The organism is Plantactinospora sp. BC1 (genome assembly GCF_003030345.1).
Taxonomy (GTDB): Bacteria; Actinomycetota; Actinomycetes; order Mycobacteriales; family Micromonosporaceae; genus Plantactinospora.
This window is the reverse complement of sequence record NZ_CP028158.1, coordinates 7,621,375-7,635,576: the sequence shown is the minus strand read 5'-3', so window position 1 is coordinate 7,635,576 and position 14,202 is coordinate 7,621,375. Positions and strand designations below refer to the sequence as shown.

Below are 14,202 nucleotides of genomic sequence, written 5' to 3'. Positions count from 1 at the left end.
GCCAGCGGGCCGGTACCGCCGTCACCGCTGGTCACCGCCGGCCCGCCGGGTCGCGATCCGCAACTCCCACAGGCCACCCGGGGTACGCCGGGCGAGGTCGCCGACCCGGAGGAGATAGGCGAGCAGCAGCCCCGCGACCCCCCGGCCGGCCAGCGGGTACGCGTGCCGCATCGCGGCCGGCGACGGCACCAGCCGCAGGCCGAGATGCCGGAGCCGGGCACGGCAGGTCGGCAGCTCGGCGAGCCGGGCCAGCGAGTACGCCGCCGACCTGCCGCGATGCGCGGCGAGCCAGCCGGTGACCGCCGTCCGGCGTGGCAGTCCCAACTCTGTGGCGAGCGCGTCGCCCCGCGCGTCCCGGCGCAGCCCGACCGCGAAGGCCGGAACCGCGCCGGTCCGTCGGGCGATTCCGGCCGCCGCCCGCCAGGTCGCTGCCGGCAGCACCGCCAGGGCCCGGGCCAGATCGTCCCCGGGGCGCCCGGACCGGCCCGGACTGGCGGCGTGCAGTGCGACCAGCAGCGCGGCGCAGGGTTCGTCCGGTACCGTCACCGTGCCGCCGGCCAGGTCCAGCCGTTCGGCCGTGGTGGAGACCGCCGACCAGAACGCCACCGGATCGGCGACCCCGGCGAATCCCCGGTGCAGGTCGACGGTGAGCGCGGCCGGTCCGGGTGCCCGCCACGGGCGGGCGTGCCAGTGTGCCCAGTCGTCCTGGCGGGCGCCGGCCAGGATCGGCCGGTACCCGAGGTCGCGGAGCACCCGCTGGGTCGCGTCGAAGGTGGCCGGCGCGACGAGCAGGTCGACGTCGCCGTACCGGCGGGATCCGGCGTTCCGCAGCCGGTGGGCCAGGCCGGCACCCTTGAGCAGGACGCTCGCGATGCCCCGGTCGCGCAGCGCCGCTGCGGTCCGCACCGCCAGGGCGTCGAGCCCGAGACCGCGTACGGCCTGCGCGGTCGCCGCCGCCCCCGTCGCGGTCGTCGCCGCCGATCGTGGTGCGGGTACCGGCTCCGGCTCGGCCATCGGTTCCGGTGCCGAGGTGGGCGTCGGTGCCGGGGCGGGCGAGCCGGTCAGGGTGAGGGTCAGCAACCGGCAGGTGGCGTCGAGGAGTCTCCAGTCCGGCGGGCGGACCAGGTCCCAGGCGGGCAGGGTGGCCAGGGCCAGCATGGTCGCCGGATCCGACGGCAGGTTCCGCCACGACCGCCGGCACGCGAGTCGGGCCAGCAGCTCCGGTGCGCCCAGCGGGGTCATCCCGAGGGTGTCTCCCCAGCTCAGGAAGAGCCAGCCGCCGAGCGGCACCCGGGCCGGGACCGGCGGCAGCAGTACCCGGGACCGGCTGTCCCGCCGGGCCGGCCGGCAGTCGAGCCGGAGACCGGGTACCGGTCGGCGCAGGTCCAGGCAGCGCGGCCCGGCGTACCCGGTGGTGCCGTCGACCACCAGGATGTCGTCGGTGAGCACCGGCACCCGGGCGTCGGCCAGCGCCGCCAGCAGGCTGCTCTTGCCGGCGGTACGCGGACCGAGCAGCGCCCAGGCGCGTCCGCCGAGCACGAAGGCCCCGGCGTGGAACGCTTCCCGACCGGCCCACCGGTTGAAGACCGTGGCCACCGCACCGAGGTACGGGTGGGCGAGCAGATCGGCCGCGAGCGGTGGACCGTAGAAGGTGGCCCGGCCCCGGTCCCGATCGAGCGCCAGGTGCCGGCCGTCGGCGAGTACCCGTACCCCGCGCCGGCCGTCCAGCGGCAGCGGTCCGGGCGGTGGTCCGGCCGCCTGCCCCACCCGGACGGTTGGTGCGTCGGGCCGGCACTCCCGGGCCGGCCCGAGTTCGGCGACCTCGTCGAGGCCGTGCACCCGCAGCCCGTACGCCGACCGTCCAGGGGTCGTCGTGCCGCAGGCCGGGCCGGCCGACGCCGCTCCGGTCGGCTCGTCCGCCCGTCGACCGGTGGGCTGGCGGTCGTGCGGTTTCCCGTCGGTGCCGTGCCCGGTCGCCGCTCCGGTCGTCATCAGCGGTCCGCCGGTTCAGGGGCCGGCGGCAGTTCTCCGGCGTCGCCGGCCGGCGTGCCGGACTCGACCGGCGCCGAGACCTGCCGGTTCGGGGTGGGGGCGCGCTGTTCCGGCGCCGGGACGGACTGTTCCGGCACCGGGGCAGGTCGGTCGGACTCCCGGTTCGCCGGGTCCGAGGTGAAGAGCAGCAGGCCGATCAGGATGACGGCGGCGGTGACCGCGAGCAGCACCGCGGCCCGGACCGACGGGCTAAACCTCGACGTCATAGGTGAACCAGAAGGTCCGGCCGCTGTCGACGGCGAACGTGATCGAGACCGAGACGCTCTCCCCGGCCGGCAGCCCGCCGCTGGGCAGCGGAACGGCGAGGGTGCTGTTCAGGCCACCGCCCGGTGGATCGGTGGCCGGAGCCGCCAGCGTGACGCTGTGCGCCAGTACCGTACGGCCGCCGACCGTGATCGCCGTGACCGGCGTCGCCGAGTTCACCGCCCGCAGCCGGGCCGGGTCCGCCGGCTGGCTCGGTACGCCCGGCTTCGGTGCGCCGTTCGCCGCGCTGATCGAGATGATCCGGAGCCGGGCCGAGGTGACCGTGCTGCCCGAGTTGTTGGTGATGGTGCGCCGGACGGTCAGGATGCGGGGTTGGCCGGCGGTCACCTCCCGGTTCGGTGCGGCGTTGACCGGCCGGTCGGGGTCGATCAGTGACGAGACCAGGTGGGCCGGTCGGCGTACCGGGCTGGTGGTGCCGCTCGGCGAGGCGGAGCCCAGGGTGGACTGCACCCCGCCGACCGGGCCGCCCGTGCTGGAGACGAGGGCGAAGTCGGTGTTGTTGTCGCGGGTGTTCTGCAACGTGCCGGTCTGGGCCAGCCGCACCCAGGCGTACTGGTCGGTCGGCTGGCCGGTCAGCGCGGGCAGCGGGGTGCCGGTGGAGTACCCGGGACTCGACCCGGCCGCGTCGGTGACCGTGCCGGCCGCGTCGGGTGCGGTCGTCCGGACCCCGCCGGTGGTGCCCAGGGTGGCGACGACGAGGTCCGGCGCGGCCAGCGAGGAGAGCGAGTACCCGCCGCCGACCACCAGGTACGCCCGGCCGGAGCCGAGGGTCGGTGCCGTCCGGGGGAGTGTGACGGCGGCGCCGTTGTCGGTCTTCACCGTGAACCCGGCCAGCGGGACGGCGAACGGGCTGGTGTTGGTCAGCTCGACGTACTGGTCGGTCGGGCCACCGGGGCCGGAGAGCCGGAACTCGCTGACCAGCAGTCGGGTATTGGCGGCGGAGACCTGCACCACATGCCCGCTGGAGGTGCCGGCCGGATAGGTCGCGTCCCCGCCGTAGCCGGCGGTCACCGTGTTCGGCCCGTACGCCGGCAGCGTCACCGTCAGCGTCGCCCGCCCGCCGCTGAGGGGCGCGGTGCCGAGGGTGACCGTCGAGCCGGCCGACGGGCCGGTGGTCACGCCGGCGGTGAAGGTGACCGTGCCGGTGGCGGCGGAGGGCGAGACGTCGGCGGTCAGCGTCACCTCGTCGCCGAAGTTCGTGCTGACGCGCGACGGCGTGACGGTGACGGTGGGCGGGACCAGCCGGATCCCCTGGTCGATGTCGCTGCGGGTGGCGCCGGTGCCGAGCGCCAGTACGGCGGTGGCGCCGGTGCTCGGATCGCCGTCCGAGTCGACCCCCCGGTTGGCGCCCTGGCCCTGCGGCGAGAAGCGCTGGTCCGCGGCGAGCGCGGCCGGGTTGAACGTCACGGTGTAGGTGCCGGCCCGCAGCCCGGTGAAGGCGTACGTCCCGTCGGCGGCGGTCGTCGTCGACCGGGTCACCGGACTGCCCAGGTCGTTGGTGCCGGAGAGCGCCACCGGGAAGCCGCCCAGCGGGCCCTCGCCGGACTGCCGGATCCCGTCGGCGTTCGCGTCCCGCCAGGTGCGTCCGCTGATCGTCGACGACACCACGGTCACCTGTGCGGTCTCGCTGGGCAGCGTGATCGGGGTGCTGCCACCGCTGGGCAGATAGCTGCCGGTGCTGGTGTTGACGTACCGGTCACCGGTGTTGTTGCCGCTGGTGGTCAGGTTGAGCCGGACCGCGTTGACGGTGGTGTTGGTCAGGTTGGTGACGACGATCCGTACCCCGGTGGTGGCCGGGCCGCAGGCCGCCGTCGAATAGTCGGCCGGGTCGCCGGTGTGCGTGCCGTGCGGCCGGGTCGTGCACTGCACCGTGGCGCCGGCCGGCGCGGTGGATCCGGCGTACGTCAGGGTGCCGCTGAACGACGACCGCCCGTCGCCGTTGTACGGCAGCTCGGAGAGGATCACCAGCGAGGGGATGGTCAGTCCGGTGACGTTCCGGTACGCGATCGTGTAGCTCAGCGGCTCGTCGCCGGTGATCTGCGGGGTGGCGGTGGTCTCCGAGATGGCCAACTGGGTCTGGTTGCGTACCGTGATCGTAGAGGTGGCGGTGCGTTTAGCCAGGTCGATCGGTACCGCCGCGTCGGAGCCGATCACGGCGGTGTTGGCCGCGCCGGTGCTGTCCGGGGTGATCCGCAGCGCGGTGGCCTGGAAGGCGATCGCCGGGATGCTGCCGCCGGGGACGATCGGCCCGAGCTTGAGCAGCAGGCTCTGCCCGGTCTCGCCGCTGTCCCCGGTGCACGGGATGCCGTCCGCGCCGTTGTTGCCGGCGGTCAGCTCGACGCCGAGGCTGGCGCCGCCGGAGACGTAGTGCGCGCTGCCGGCGACGTAGCTCAGGCAGCCGGGCAGGGTGTCGGTGATCCGTACCCCGCCGACCGGGCTGGTCGCCGAGGTCGCCCGGGTCACCGTCGGGGTCAGGGTGTAGGTGACGGTGCCGCCGGCCGCGATGAACTGCTGGCTGGGCGGCAGGTTGTTGGTCTTGGCCACCCGGAGCACCCCGTCGGTGACGGTCAGCCGGTTTCCGGTGTACGACGGGTTGTTGGTGACCCGGTTGTAGAACGACGGCCCCCAGGTCTCGGCGGCACCGAGCCGGGCGCTGTCGAAGTTGGCCAGGATGGTGCCGACCGGGTTCGGCTGCACCTGGAACTGCGGGTGGAAATAGCTGGTCTCGCCGTTGGCGATGGTCCAGTTCGGGGTGAACCGGACCGCGTTGACCAGGCTCGCCCCGCCGGCCGCCTCGACCGAGGGATACCAGGTGCCGGTGCCGCAGGAGGTGGTCCGGCGGGCGTTGTCGTCGGCCATCGGCAGCACGGCGTACTCCACCGTGTACTCGGAGGCGGCGACGACGGTGTTGTTCCGGTACGCCCGGCCGATCCCGACGATCCGGGTCTCGGCCGGGTTCCACTTGTCGCAGATCGCCGCGCCGGTCAGCGCCGGTCCGCTGGTCGAGTAGAGGTGCAGCCGGTCGTAGTAGGTCTGTCCGGGGGAGGCGACGCCGTCTCCGGAGGTGCCGTTGCTGGCGTTGCCGGCCGGGATCCCGCCGGGGGTGTCGGTGGTCCAGAAGTAGCCGTTGTAGCCGGCCGCCCGGGGGCCGAAGGTGGTGGAGAAGCAGTTGTCGTTGCTCCGGTTGGTGTTGTCGGCGACGTAGGTGCAGGTCGCGGCGGAGGGTTCACCGCCGGGCTCGTAGCCGGTGCCGAAGTTCGACTGGCCGGTGATGCTGAACGGGTCGAAGCCGCGGTACTGGATCGTCGACTGGATCACCGAGCCGCTGTCGGTGCTGGGTACGAAGACGGTGAAGCTGCCGGAGACCAGATAGCGCAGGCTGTTCGAGAGCGTGTTGCCCTGCGCCCCGGTGGTCGGGTTGCTGGTGCCGGCGAGGTCGGCGCCGGTGACGGTGACCGTGACGACCCGGCCGGTCTGGCTACAGCTCACCGTGCCGGAGTTGACCACCGAGTTGTTCGCCGTCGCGTTCGGGTTGATGCCGATCCGGCCGTACGGGATGGCGTAGCCGCCGTGGTTGACCGGGGCGCACGAGCCGGCGACCAGTACCGCGTTCGGGGAGATCGTGCTCAGGTCGGCGGTGAAGGTCAGCGGGGCGGTGACCAGTTCGGTGCCCTTGGCGTTGGCCGGCTGGGTCACCACGAAGCTGAAGACGTAGCCGCTGCCCGCCGCGCCGCCGACCGAGGCCGCGGTCGGGGTGCCCCAGAGCCGCGCCTGGAGGTTCAGTTGCGGCATCGCGGCCACTGTGGTGCTGCGCGAGCCGCCGACCAGGGCGCCGGAGTTGGCGGTGAGCGTCGAGTTGATCACCGTGCCGTTCGGTACCGAGCCGTCCAGCGTGACGGTGATCGGCACCGAACCGGCACCGGTCGCGTCGACGGCGACCGAGCAGGTCAGGGTGTGCCCGTCGGCGCTGAGCGTGCCGGCGTCGGGGCCGGTGCACTGGGCGAGGTTGGAGGCGTCGAAGCGTACCCGGGGCGAGGTGTCCAGGGTCTGCACGAAGGTGACCGGGCCGGGTGCCCCGGAGTCGGACGAGTACCGCCACTCGTAGCTGAGTACGTCCCGGGTCCGGACCACGCCGTTGGTCGGGCCGCTGTCGAGGCTGTCGAACGGGGCGGTGCCGTCGGAGAGGACGGCCAGGGAGATCTGGTTCACCGCGGCGGCGGCGGGTGCGGCGGGCGCGACCATGCCGGCCGCCGCGACGGTGCCGGTGACGACCGTGGCCGCGAGGAGGAAGCGCTGAGGTGACCGAAGGGTACGGGAAGGACGGTGGTGCACGACGGAGTCGCCTCCTTGAGCGCGGGTGCGGTGATTCGGTACTGCTGCGACCCGGGCGTCCCCGTCTACGCCGAAAGGATACAGTGGAAGGTGAATTGTCCTCAATAATCGTTAAACTAACTATACCCGTTTTGCGGGCCTTGCCGGAACAGCCGACGTCGCGTGCCGACCTCCGCCGGGCCGCCCGGCCGTCGGCCAGCCGTTGCGGTACCACCGTCCGGCGATTGGCCCTGCCACCGGTCGACGCGGTGGTGGCAGGGTGGGACCGGCCCGGCTCCGACCCGGGCGGACGGCGCGCCGCTGGCCGCGCCCGGAGCGGAGGAGGAGCGCGTGGGCGACCCGTTGGACGATCGGAACGCGGCGGCGGCGGTGCTGCGCCAGGTGTACGAGGCGGCCGGTCCATACCTGGACTCGCTCGCCGACCGCCCGGTGCACGAGCGGGCCACCGAGGCGCTGCTCGGCGAACTCGCCGGACCGGGCGACCCCGCCCGGGTGGCCGACGGCGCTGCTCCGGACGGTGCGCTGCCGGAGCGGGGCCTCGGATCGGCGGCCGCCCTGGAGCGGCTGCTCCGGATCGGCACCGCCGCCGCGACCCACTCCAGCGGGCCACGCTTCTTCCACTTCGTCATCGGCGGCGCCACCCCGGCCGCGCTGGCGGCCGACTGGACCGCCGCGCTGCTGGACCAGAACGCGGGGTTCCGGGCCTCCTCCCCGCTCGCCGCCGAACTGGAGGCGATCGCGCTGCGCTGGCTGCGCGAGCTGTTCGGGCTCCCCGACCGGTACGGCGGGGCACTGGTCGCCAGCGCCACCTTCGCGAACTTCACCTCGCTGGCCGTCGCCACGCACTGGTGGGCCGAGCAGCACGGCGTGGACGTCGCGGCGGACGGGCTGGTCGCACTGCCCCGGATGCCGGTGCTCTCCGGCGGCTACCTGCACGCCAGCGCCCGTAAGGCGTTGCAGATGCTCGGTCACGGCCGGGACAGCGCCGAGGTGTACGCCCGGGACCGGGTGGGCCGGGTCGACCTGCCGGCGATCGAGCGGCGGCTCGCCGAGCTGGACGGGCCGGCGGTGCTGATCGCCAACGCCGGGGAGGTGAACGCGGGCGACTTCGACCCGGTCGACGCGCTCGCCGACCTCGCGCAGCGGTACGGCGCCTGGTTGCACGTGGACGGCGCGTTCGGGCTCTTCGCCGCGCTCTCACCCCGGACCGCCGGGCTGCTGCGCGGGATCGAGCGGGCCGACTCGATCGCCTGTGACGGGCACAAGTGGCTCAACGTGCCGTACGAGAGCGGTTTCGCGTTCCTCCGCGAGCCGGCCCGGCTGCCGGTCGCGTTCGGGATGCCCGGCACGACCTACCTGCCGGGGCCGGGCAGTCCACTCTGGTCGGGTCAGCCGGGGCCGGTCGACTACGCCCTGCACGGGCCGGAGTCGTCGCGCCGGGCGCGGTCGATGCCGATCTGGGCGACCCTGGCCGCGTACGGGCGGGAGGGGCACCGGGCGATGGTGGAGCGGCAGCTCGACCTGACCCAGCGCCTCGCCCGGGGAGTGGACGAGGCGCCCGACCTGGAACGGCTGGCCGAGGTGCCGCTCTGCATCGTCTGCTTCCGGGCCGCCCCGGCGCACGTGCCGGCGGACGAACTCGACGACCTCAACCGGCGGCTCGGCGCGGCCCTGCTGGAGGACGGCCGGGTCTTCGTCGGCACCACCGTCTACGACGGCCGGGTCGCGCTCCGCCCGGCGATCGTGAACTGGCGGACCACCGAGACGGAGATCGACCTGCTGGTCGAGGTGGTACGCGAACTCCTCACCGAGCTTGCTCCGGCACCCCGCTCCGGTTGATCAGGGCGCGGCCCGACCGCTCGCGGCGTCGGCCCGCCGTACGACGTCGGCGACGTGTCCGCAGGTCGGGCACGGGTTGCCGACCGAACGTGCCCGGATCGCCCGGTACCGGGCGCCGTGCCAGGCGACCACGATCAGCAGCAGGCCCGCGCCGGCCAGCGTGAGCACGACGGCGGTGGCGGCGAGTTCGCCCCAGGTCAGCGCGCCGCCCCAGTACCACTCGGCGATCGGCCGGATCCCGAGCAGGCTGGCCGGGGTGACCAGCGGTACGACCGACCAGAGTGCCCTGCTGTCACCGGTGAGCGCCCGAAGGAGACCGAAGGCCAGAACCAGTCCGACCAGTCCCACACTCGCCATTCCCAGCACCTCGACCGTGGAGTGGTAACTGGTGAACCAGTTCCCGCCACCCTCGGCGACCTCGAACAGCCCGGCCACGGCCGTACCGGTCAGCGCCCCGAGCAGTGGCGGGACTCGGCCCGCCCAGCCGGGACGGGCCGGCAACGCCAGCGCCGTCAGGCCGAACGCCAACACCGGGACGAGCACGTAGAGCGGGGGCCGGGGCAGTCCGGAGAGCGGCGCGGCCGGGATCACGGCCAGCGTCAGCAGGATGGCGGCGGCGACGCCCCGGCGTGCCCAGCCCGTCGGCAGTACCGTCGTGGCGAGCGCGGCCAGCAGCCAGCCGACCCAGAGGAACACGCCGAGGCTCTGCGCCGGGCCGACCTGCGCGGGCAGCACGTCGGCCGGCAGGTTCGTGAACTCGACCTGGATCAGCAGGAACGCGGCGAGCGCCGCCAGCGTGCTCACCGCGACCGTCGCGGCGACCGGCAGGGCGGCGGCGAGCCCGAGGGCGCCCTGCTCGCGCAGCCGTTGCCGCAGCCCGCCGCGGAGCACGTCGACGGCGTCGTGCCGGGAGGGCCAGCGCCGATCCTGATCCACCAGATCGAGGTACGTCCCGACCAGCTCGTCGCCCCGACTCGACCGGTAGCGATTCGGGTACGCGTACAGCAGTCGCCGGTAGCGCCGCTCCAGCGGATTCACCTCGGCGGTCGGGTGGTCCTGTCCGGTGCCGTCGGGCTGTCCGGTCGTGTCGGGCTGGTCGGTCATGCCGGGCCTCCGGCGAGCCGGATGGCGGGGTGGACCGCCGGCGCCGGACGGGTGGCCGACCCCTCGGACGCTCGGGCGCCACGGGCCCGCAGGCGTTGGCTCGCGGCCTCGACGTTCCGGCGTAGCCGCTCGGTCTCGGCGGTGAGCGCGGCGGTCCCGCTGTCGGTGAGTCGGTAGTAGCGGCGGAGCCGGCCGCCGACGATCTCCTCCCGGTCCGGCTCGACCAGGCCCTCGTCGGCGAGCCGGTCGAGCGCGCCGTAGAGGGTGCCGGGTCGCAGCGACAGCCGGCCGTCGGAGAGCGCGGCGACCTCGGTGACGATGCCGTAGCCGTGCATCGGCTCCCGGGCCAGGGCGGTGAGGATCAGGAACGTCGGTTCCCGCAACGGGACGGGTGTACTCATGCCGGAGACTATATACCGGTGACCAAGCTATAACGGTCAAGAAGTTATCCGGCGCGGCGACTCGGCAGTGGCGCCGGCTCCGCCGCCCCGCCGGTCGGCCGCCCTGCCGCGCCGCCGCTCGGCGCTCAGTTGGCCCGCGCGTCGTAGTGCTCGCGATTGGCGAGCACCTCGTCCATGTGTGTCTCGGCCCAGTTCTTGACGCCGCGTATCACCTGCTGGAGCGAGAGGCCCAGGTCGGTCAGCTCGTAGGTGACGGTGACCGGCACGGTCGCCGTCACGGTGCGGGTGAGCAGGCCGTCGCGCTCCAGGGAACGCAGCGTCTGGGTCAGCATCTTCTGGCTGATCCCGGCCAGCCTGCGGGACAGCTCGGAGTAGCGCATCGGTCGCGGCTGCCCGACGCGGTCGCATCCGGACTCGTGCGGACCGTCGCTGCCGAGCGCGGCCAGGACCAGCGCCACCCACTTGTCGGAGATCCGGTCGAGCAGTTGGCGGCTGGGGCAGCGCGCCAGGAAAGCGTCGTAGTCCGCCTTGGCCTGTGACCGCCGCTGGGTCGCCGTCATCGTCGCCATCGATCGCCCCTCCCGGTATCCATACCGACGGGTGTCCTACGCACTTTCAGGTGCGTACTTCCCGTTGGAGAGTAACCGGTCCATCGTGGTGCAGGACAGCCGTCGAAGACAGCAGCAGCCCAGCCGACCCATGAACGAACTGGAGTGCCCATGATCTGGACAGCGGGCTTCCGTACCGCCGTGATCAGTCCCTACGAGCAGCTCAAGCTCAGCGAACCGCGCGGCTTCGCCGACCAGACGGTACGTCAGGTGCTGCACATGGCCGGCGGCGGAGAACGCCTCCGCGTACGCCTGACGAACCGTTACGGCCGCACCCCGCTGACCATCGCCGCCGCGACGGTCGCGGTCGAAGACGATCGCGCCGCCCTGACCTTCGACGGTACCGAGAAGATCGTGATCCCGCCGGGTGCGGAGGTTGTCGGTGACCCGGTCGACCTGCCCGTCGCCCCCGGCACCGACCTGTCGCTCAGCCTCTATCTGCCCGAGCAGACCGGCCTGGCCACCTACTCCCACATGCCGATGGAGGTGGCGCGGATAGTCGGAGGGAACCATGTCACGTCCGCCGAACTTCCCGGGGCCGAGCGGGTGGAAGCCAGGTTCTACGTCTCCGGCGTCGATGTGCTCGCCCCGGACGACACCGCGATCGCCGTGGCGTTCGGCGACTCGTGGTTCGAGGGGGTCGGCTCCACGACCAGCGCGAACAACCGCTCCGTGGACTTCCTCAACCGTCGCCTCGGGCGGGGCTGGGTCGTCAACCAGGGCATCGCCGGGAACCGCCTGCTGCGGGACGAGATCGGCGAGCACGGGCTGGCGCGCTTCGACCGCGACGTGCTGGCGATTCCCGGTCGTACCCACGTCCTGCTGCACTTCGGCATAAACGATCTCGGCCTCCCCGGCATGTCGGGCGAGGCTCTGCCCAGCGCCGACGACCTGGTCAAGGGCTTCGAGACGCTGGCAGGTCGCGCCCACCAGGCCGGCCTGAAGATCCTGGTCGCCACCATGGGTCCCTTCGCGGGCGCCGTCTACGCCGGGATCAGTACCCCCGAGGGGCTCGCCGTGCGGCGCGAGGTCAACGACTGGATCCGTACCAGCGGCATCTTCGACGCCGTCTTCGACGTGGCCCGAGCCGTCGAGAACCCCGAAGCCCCCGACTACATCCATCCGGCGCTGGACAGCGGCGACGGCATGCACCTCAACGACAACGGCGCTCAGGCCATGGCCGAGGCCGTGGACCTGGAAACCCTCGCCCTCTAGGTTCCAGCGCGGAGTCCCTCCAGGTTCCAGCACAGAGTGCGGCGCGCCGCAGACCGGGCCCTTGCGGGTCGGTCTGCGGCGCGCCGGAGGTGCCTGTGCCGGGTGGCCCGAGGGGTGCGTGGGCGCCCCCGGGCCGGCGTCCGGTGCTAGACGTCGAAGTACATCGCGAACTCGTGCGGGGTCGGCCGCAGCCGGACCGGGTCGACCTCGTTCGCACGCTTCCACTCGACCCAGGTGGAGATCAGGTCGGGGGTGAAGACGCCACCCTCCAGCAGGAAGTCGTGGTCGGCCTCCAGCGAGTCGAGCACCTCGGGCAGCGAGCCGGGCACCTGCTTGACCGAGCCCCACTCCTCCGGCGGGAGGTCGTAGAGGTCCTTGTCGATCGGCTCCGGCGGCTCGATCTTGCTCTTGATGCCGTCCAGCCCGGCCATCATCATCGCCGAGAACGCCAGGTAGACGTTGGCCGACGGGTCCGGCACCCGGAACTCGACCCGCTTCGCCTTGGCGTTGCTGCCGGTGACCGGGATGCGGGTGCAGGCGGAGCGGTTCCGCTGCGAGTAGACCAGGTTGACCGGGGCCTCGAAGCCCGGGACCAGCCGGCGGTACGAGTTGATCGTCGGGTTGGTGAAGGCGAGCAGCGACGGCGCGTGGTGCAGCAGGCCGCCGATGTACCAGCGGGCCGTGTCGGAGAGACCGGCGTAGCCGGTCTCGTCGTAGAAGAGCGGCTCGCCGTTCAGCCAGAGGCTCTGGTGGGTGTGCATGCCGGAGCCGTTGTCGCCGAAGAGCGGCTTCGGCATGAAGGTCGCGGTCTTGCCGTTCGCCCAGGCGGTGTTCTTCACGATGTACTTGAAGAGCTGGAGCTGGTCGCCCGCGTGCAGCAGGGTGGAGAACCTGTAGTTGATCTCAGCCTGGCCGGCGGTGCCCACCTCGTGGTGCGAGCGCTCGACGGTGAAACCGGCGCCCAGCAGCCGCTGGACGATCTCGTCGCGCAGGTCGGCGTAGTGGTCGACCGGCGGGACCGGGAAGTAGCCGCCCTTGTACGGGGTCTTGTAACCCCGGTTGCCGCCCTCCTCCTCGCGGCCGCTGTTCCAGGCGCCCTCGATCGAGTCGATGTAGTAATACGCCTGGTGCGCCGAGGTCTCGTGCCGGATCGAGTCGAAGATGTAGAACTCGGCCTCCGGGCCGAAGTACGCGGTGTCGGCGATGCCGCTGGCCGCCAGGTAGGCCTCGGCCTTCTTCGCCACGTTCCGCGGATCCCGGGAGTATGCCTCGCGGGTGAACGGGTCGTGGATGAAGAAGTTCAGTGCGAGCGTCTTCTGTGCCCGGAACGGGTCGATGAAGGCGGTGGCGACGTCGGGGAGCAGCAGCATGTCCGACTCGTGGATCGCCTGGAAACCACGGATCGACGATCCGTCGAAGGCGAGACCGTCGGTGAAGACCGATTCGTCGAACGACTCGACCGGCAGGTTGAAGTGCTGCATCACGCCGGGCAGGTCACAGAAACGAACGTCGACGAACCTTACGTCCTCGTTCTTGAGGTATCGCAGGAGTTCCTCGGGGTTGGCGAACACACGTCCTCCTGGCACGTCCACTGATGGCTAGGCTGGTGGCGACGCTATGGCCATGCGATTGCCCGAGCATGTCTCTGATGTTTCTGCCGTGTTACGTCGTCTGCGGAGCGTGATCCCCGCAGGTGACCGGCCCGGGTCTACTCCGGGATGATACTCCGGTTTGGCGGGTTGGCTGAGTTTGTCGCGTTTCGCTCGCCGCCCAGGGTCGGCGTACGGCCGCGGTGGGTGTCGGCGGGGGCCGCCCGGCGACGCGGTCGGGCCGGCGTCCGGAGTGTCGGACGTCCCGGTCGGCGGAGCCAGCCGGTGGGTGGCGGTGCCGGGCCGATACTCTGGTCGACCGTGGCAACACCGCAGAACAGTGCCGCTCCGCTCGGGCCGGCGGCCGACCCGACCAGCCCGCTGCCGAGCCTGTCGCGCCGGTTCGGTGCGCTGAGCATCGACTGGATCCTCTGCCTGCTCGCCACCAACCTCTACGCCGACCCGATCGCCGACAGTTGGGCGCCGGTCCTCACGCTGATCGTCGTCTACGGCTTCTTCATCGGCCTCTTCGCGCAGACGCCGGGCATGTGGGTGTGCCGGATCAGATGCGTCGGGTACGCCGACGGCGGCCGGATCGGCATCCTCCGCGCGCTGCTCCGGGGCACCCTGCTCGGGCTGGTGGTGCCGGCGGTGATCATGGACGACCGCCGGCGTGGCCTGCACGACCGGGCGGCCGGCTCGATCGTGCTGCCCGTGCCGTCGTCCGAACCGGTCGGCGGATCCACGCCCACCCGCTGACCCGGGCTGCTCCGGCCCCGCGCCGGGGCCGAACCCTTC

Annotated in this window: 10 protein-coding genes; 3 read left to right on the top strand and 7 right to left on the bottom strand. The window is 72.7% G+C overall.

Going from position 1 to position 14,202, the window contains the following annotated elements; genetic code table 11:
• Positions 1 to 21: 21 nt before the first annotated feature.
• The 3 genes from C6361_RS33485 to C6361_RS33475 are packed head-to-tail and all read right to left on the bottom strand — an operon-like array spanning position 22 to position 6,648.
• Positions 22 to 1,992: a nucleotidyltransferase family protein gene (locus tag C6361_RS33485; protein WP_107270177.1), complete on the bottom strand. Its 1,971-nt coding sequence runs from the start codon at positions 1,990 to 1,992 to the stop codon at positions 22 to 24.
• Positions 1,992 to 2,258 (bottom strand): hypothetical protein, encoded by a 267-nt coding sequence (locus tag C6361_RS33480; protein ID WP_159079598.1) that lies wholly within the window; start codon positions 2,256 to 2,258, stop codon positions 1,992 to 1,994. Before C6361_RS33480 ends, C6361_RS33485 begins: the two co-directional genes overlap by 1 nt.
• On the bottom strand, positions 2,242 to 6,648 hold the full coding sequence (locus tag C6361_RS33475) for an SdrD B-like domain-containing protein (protein WP_159079597.1): 4,407 nt from the start codon (positions 6,646 to 6,648) through the stop codon (positions 2,242 to 2,244). The genes C6361_RS33480 and C6361_RS33475 overlap by 17 nt, the downstream gene beginning before the upstream one ends.
• A 330-nt stretch (positions 6,649 to 6,978) precedes the next feature.
• Between C6361_RS33475 and C6361_RS33470 the strand changes: the two genes are divergently transcribed.
• Positions 6,979 to 8,487, top strand: a complete 1,509-nt coding sequence (locus tag C6361_RS33470; RefSeq protein ID WP_107270172.1) for a pyridoxal-dependent decarboxylase — start codon at positions 6,979 to 6,981, stop codon at positions 8,485 to 8,487.
• On the opposite strand, the gene C6361_RS33465 is transcribed toward C6361_RS33470, so the two are convergent.
• The 3 genes from C6361_RS33465 to C6361_RS33455 form a co-directional block, all read right to left on the bottom strand.
• Positions 8,488 to 9,591, bottom strand: a complete 1,104-nt coding sequence (locus tag C6361_RS33465; RefSeq protein ID WP_234359166.1) for a GlsB/YeaQ/YmgE family stress response membrane protein — start codon at positions 9,589 to 9,591, stop codon at positions 8,488 to 8,490. It abuts the gene before it with no gap.
• Positions 9,588 to 9,992, bottom strand: coding sequence for a PadR family transcriptional regulator (locus C6361_RS33460; protein WP_107270171.1), 405 nt, complete (start codon positions 9,990 to 9,992; stop codon positions 9,588 to 9,590). Before C6361_RS33460 ends, C6361_RS33465 begins: the two co-directional genes overlap by 4 nt.
• Before the next feature lie 125 nt (positions 9,993 to 10,117).
• Positions 10,118 to 10,561 carry a helix-turn-helix domain-containing protein gene (locus C6361_RS33455; RefSeq protein ID WP_107270170.1) on the bottom strand — a complete coding sequence of 148 codons (444 nt, stop codon included), beginning with the start codon at positions 10,559 to 10,561 and terminating at the stop codon, positions 10,118 to 10,120.
• Between the two features lie 150 nt (positions 10,562 to 10,711).
• On the opposite strand from C6361_RS33455, the gene C6361_RS33450 reads away from it, so the two are divergent.
• The gene (locus C6361_RS33450; RefSeq protein ID WP_107270168.1) at positions 10,712 to 11,815 is read left to right on the top strand and encodes a GDSL-type esterase/lipase family protein; all 1,104 of its coding nucleotides are present in this window, start codon (positions 10,712 to 10,714) and stop codon (positions 11,813 to 11,815) included.
• 146 nt (positions 11,816 to 11,961) lie between these two features.
• On the opposite strand, the gene glnA is transcribed toward C6361_RS33450, so the two are convergent.
• Positions 11,962 to 13,386: a type I glutamate--ammonia ligase gene (gene glnA / locus C6361_RS33445; RefSeq protein WP_107270167.1), complete on the bottom strand. Its 1,425-nt coding sequence runs from the start codon at positions 13,384 to 13,386 to the stop codon at positions 11,962 to 11,964.
• A gap of 339 nt (positions 13,387 to 13,725) precedes the next feature.
• On the opposite strand from glnA, the gene C6361_RS38590 reads away from it, so the two are divergent.
• Positions 13,726 to 14,163, top strand: coding sequence for an RDD family protein (locus C6361_RS38590; protein ID WP_369930887.1), 438 nt, complete (start codon positions 13,726 to 13,728; stop codon positions 14,161 to 14,163).
• Positions 14,164 to 14,202 lie beyond the last annotated feature (39 nt).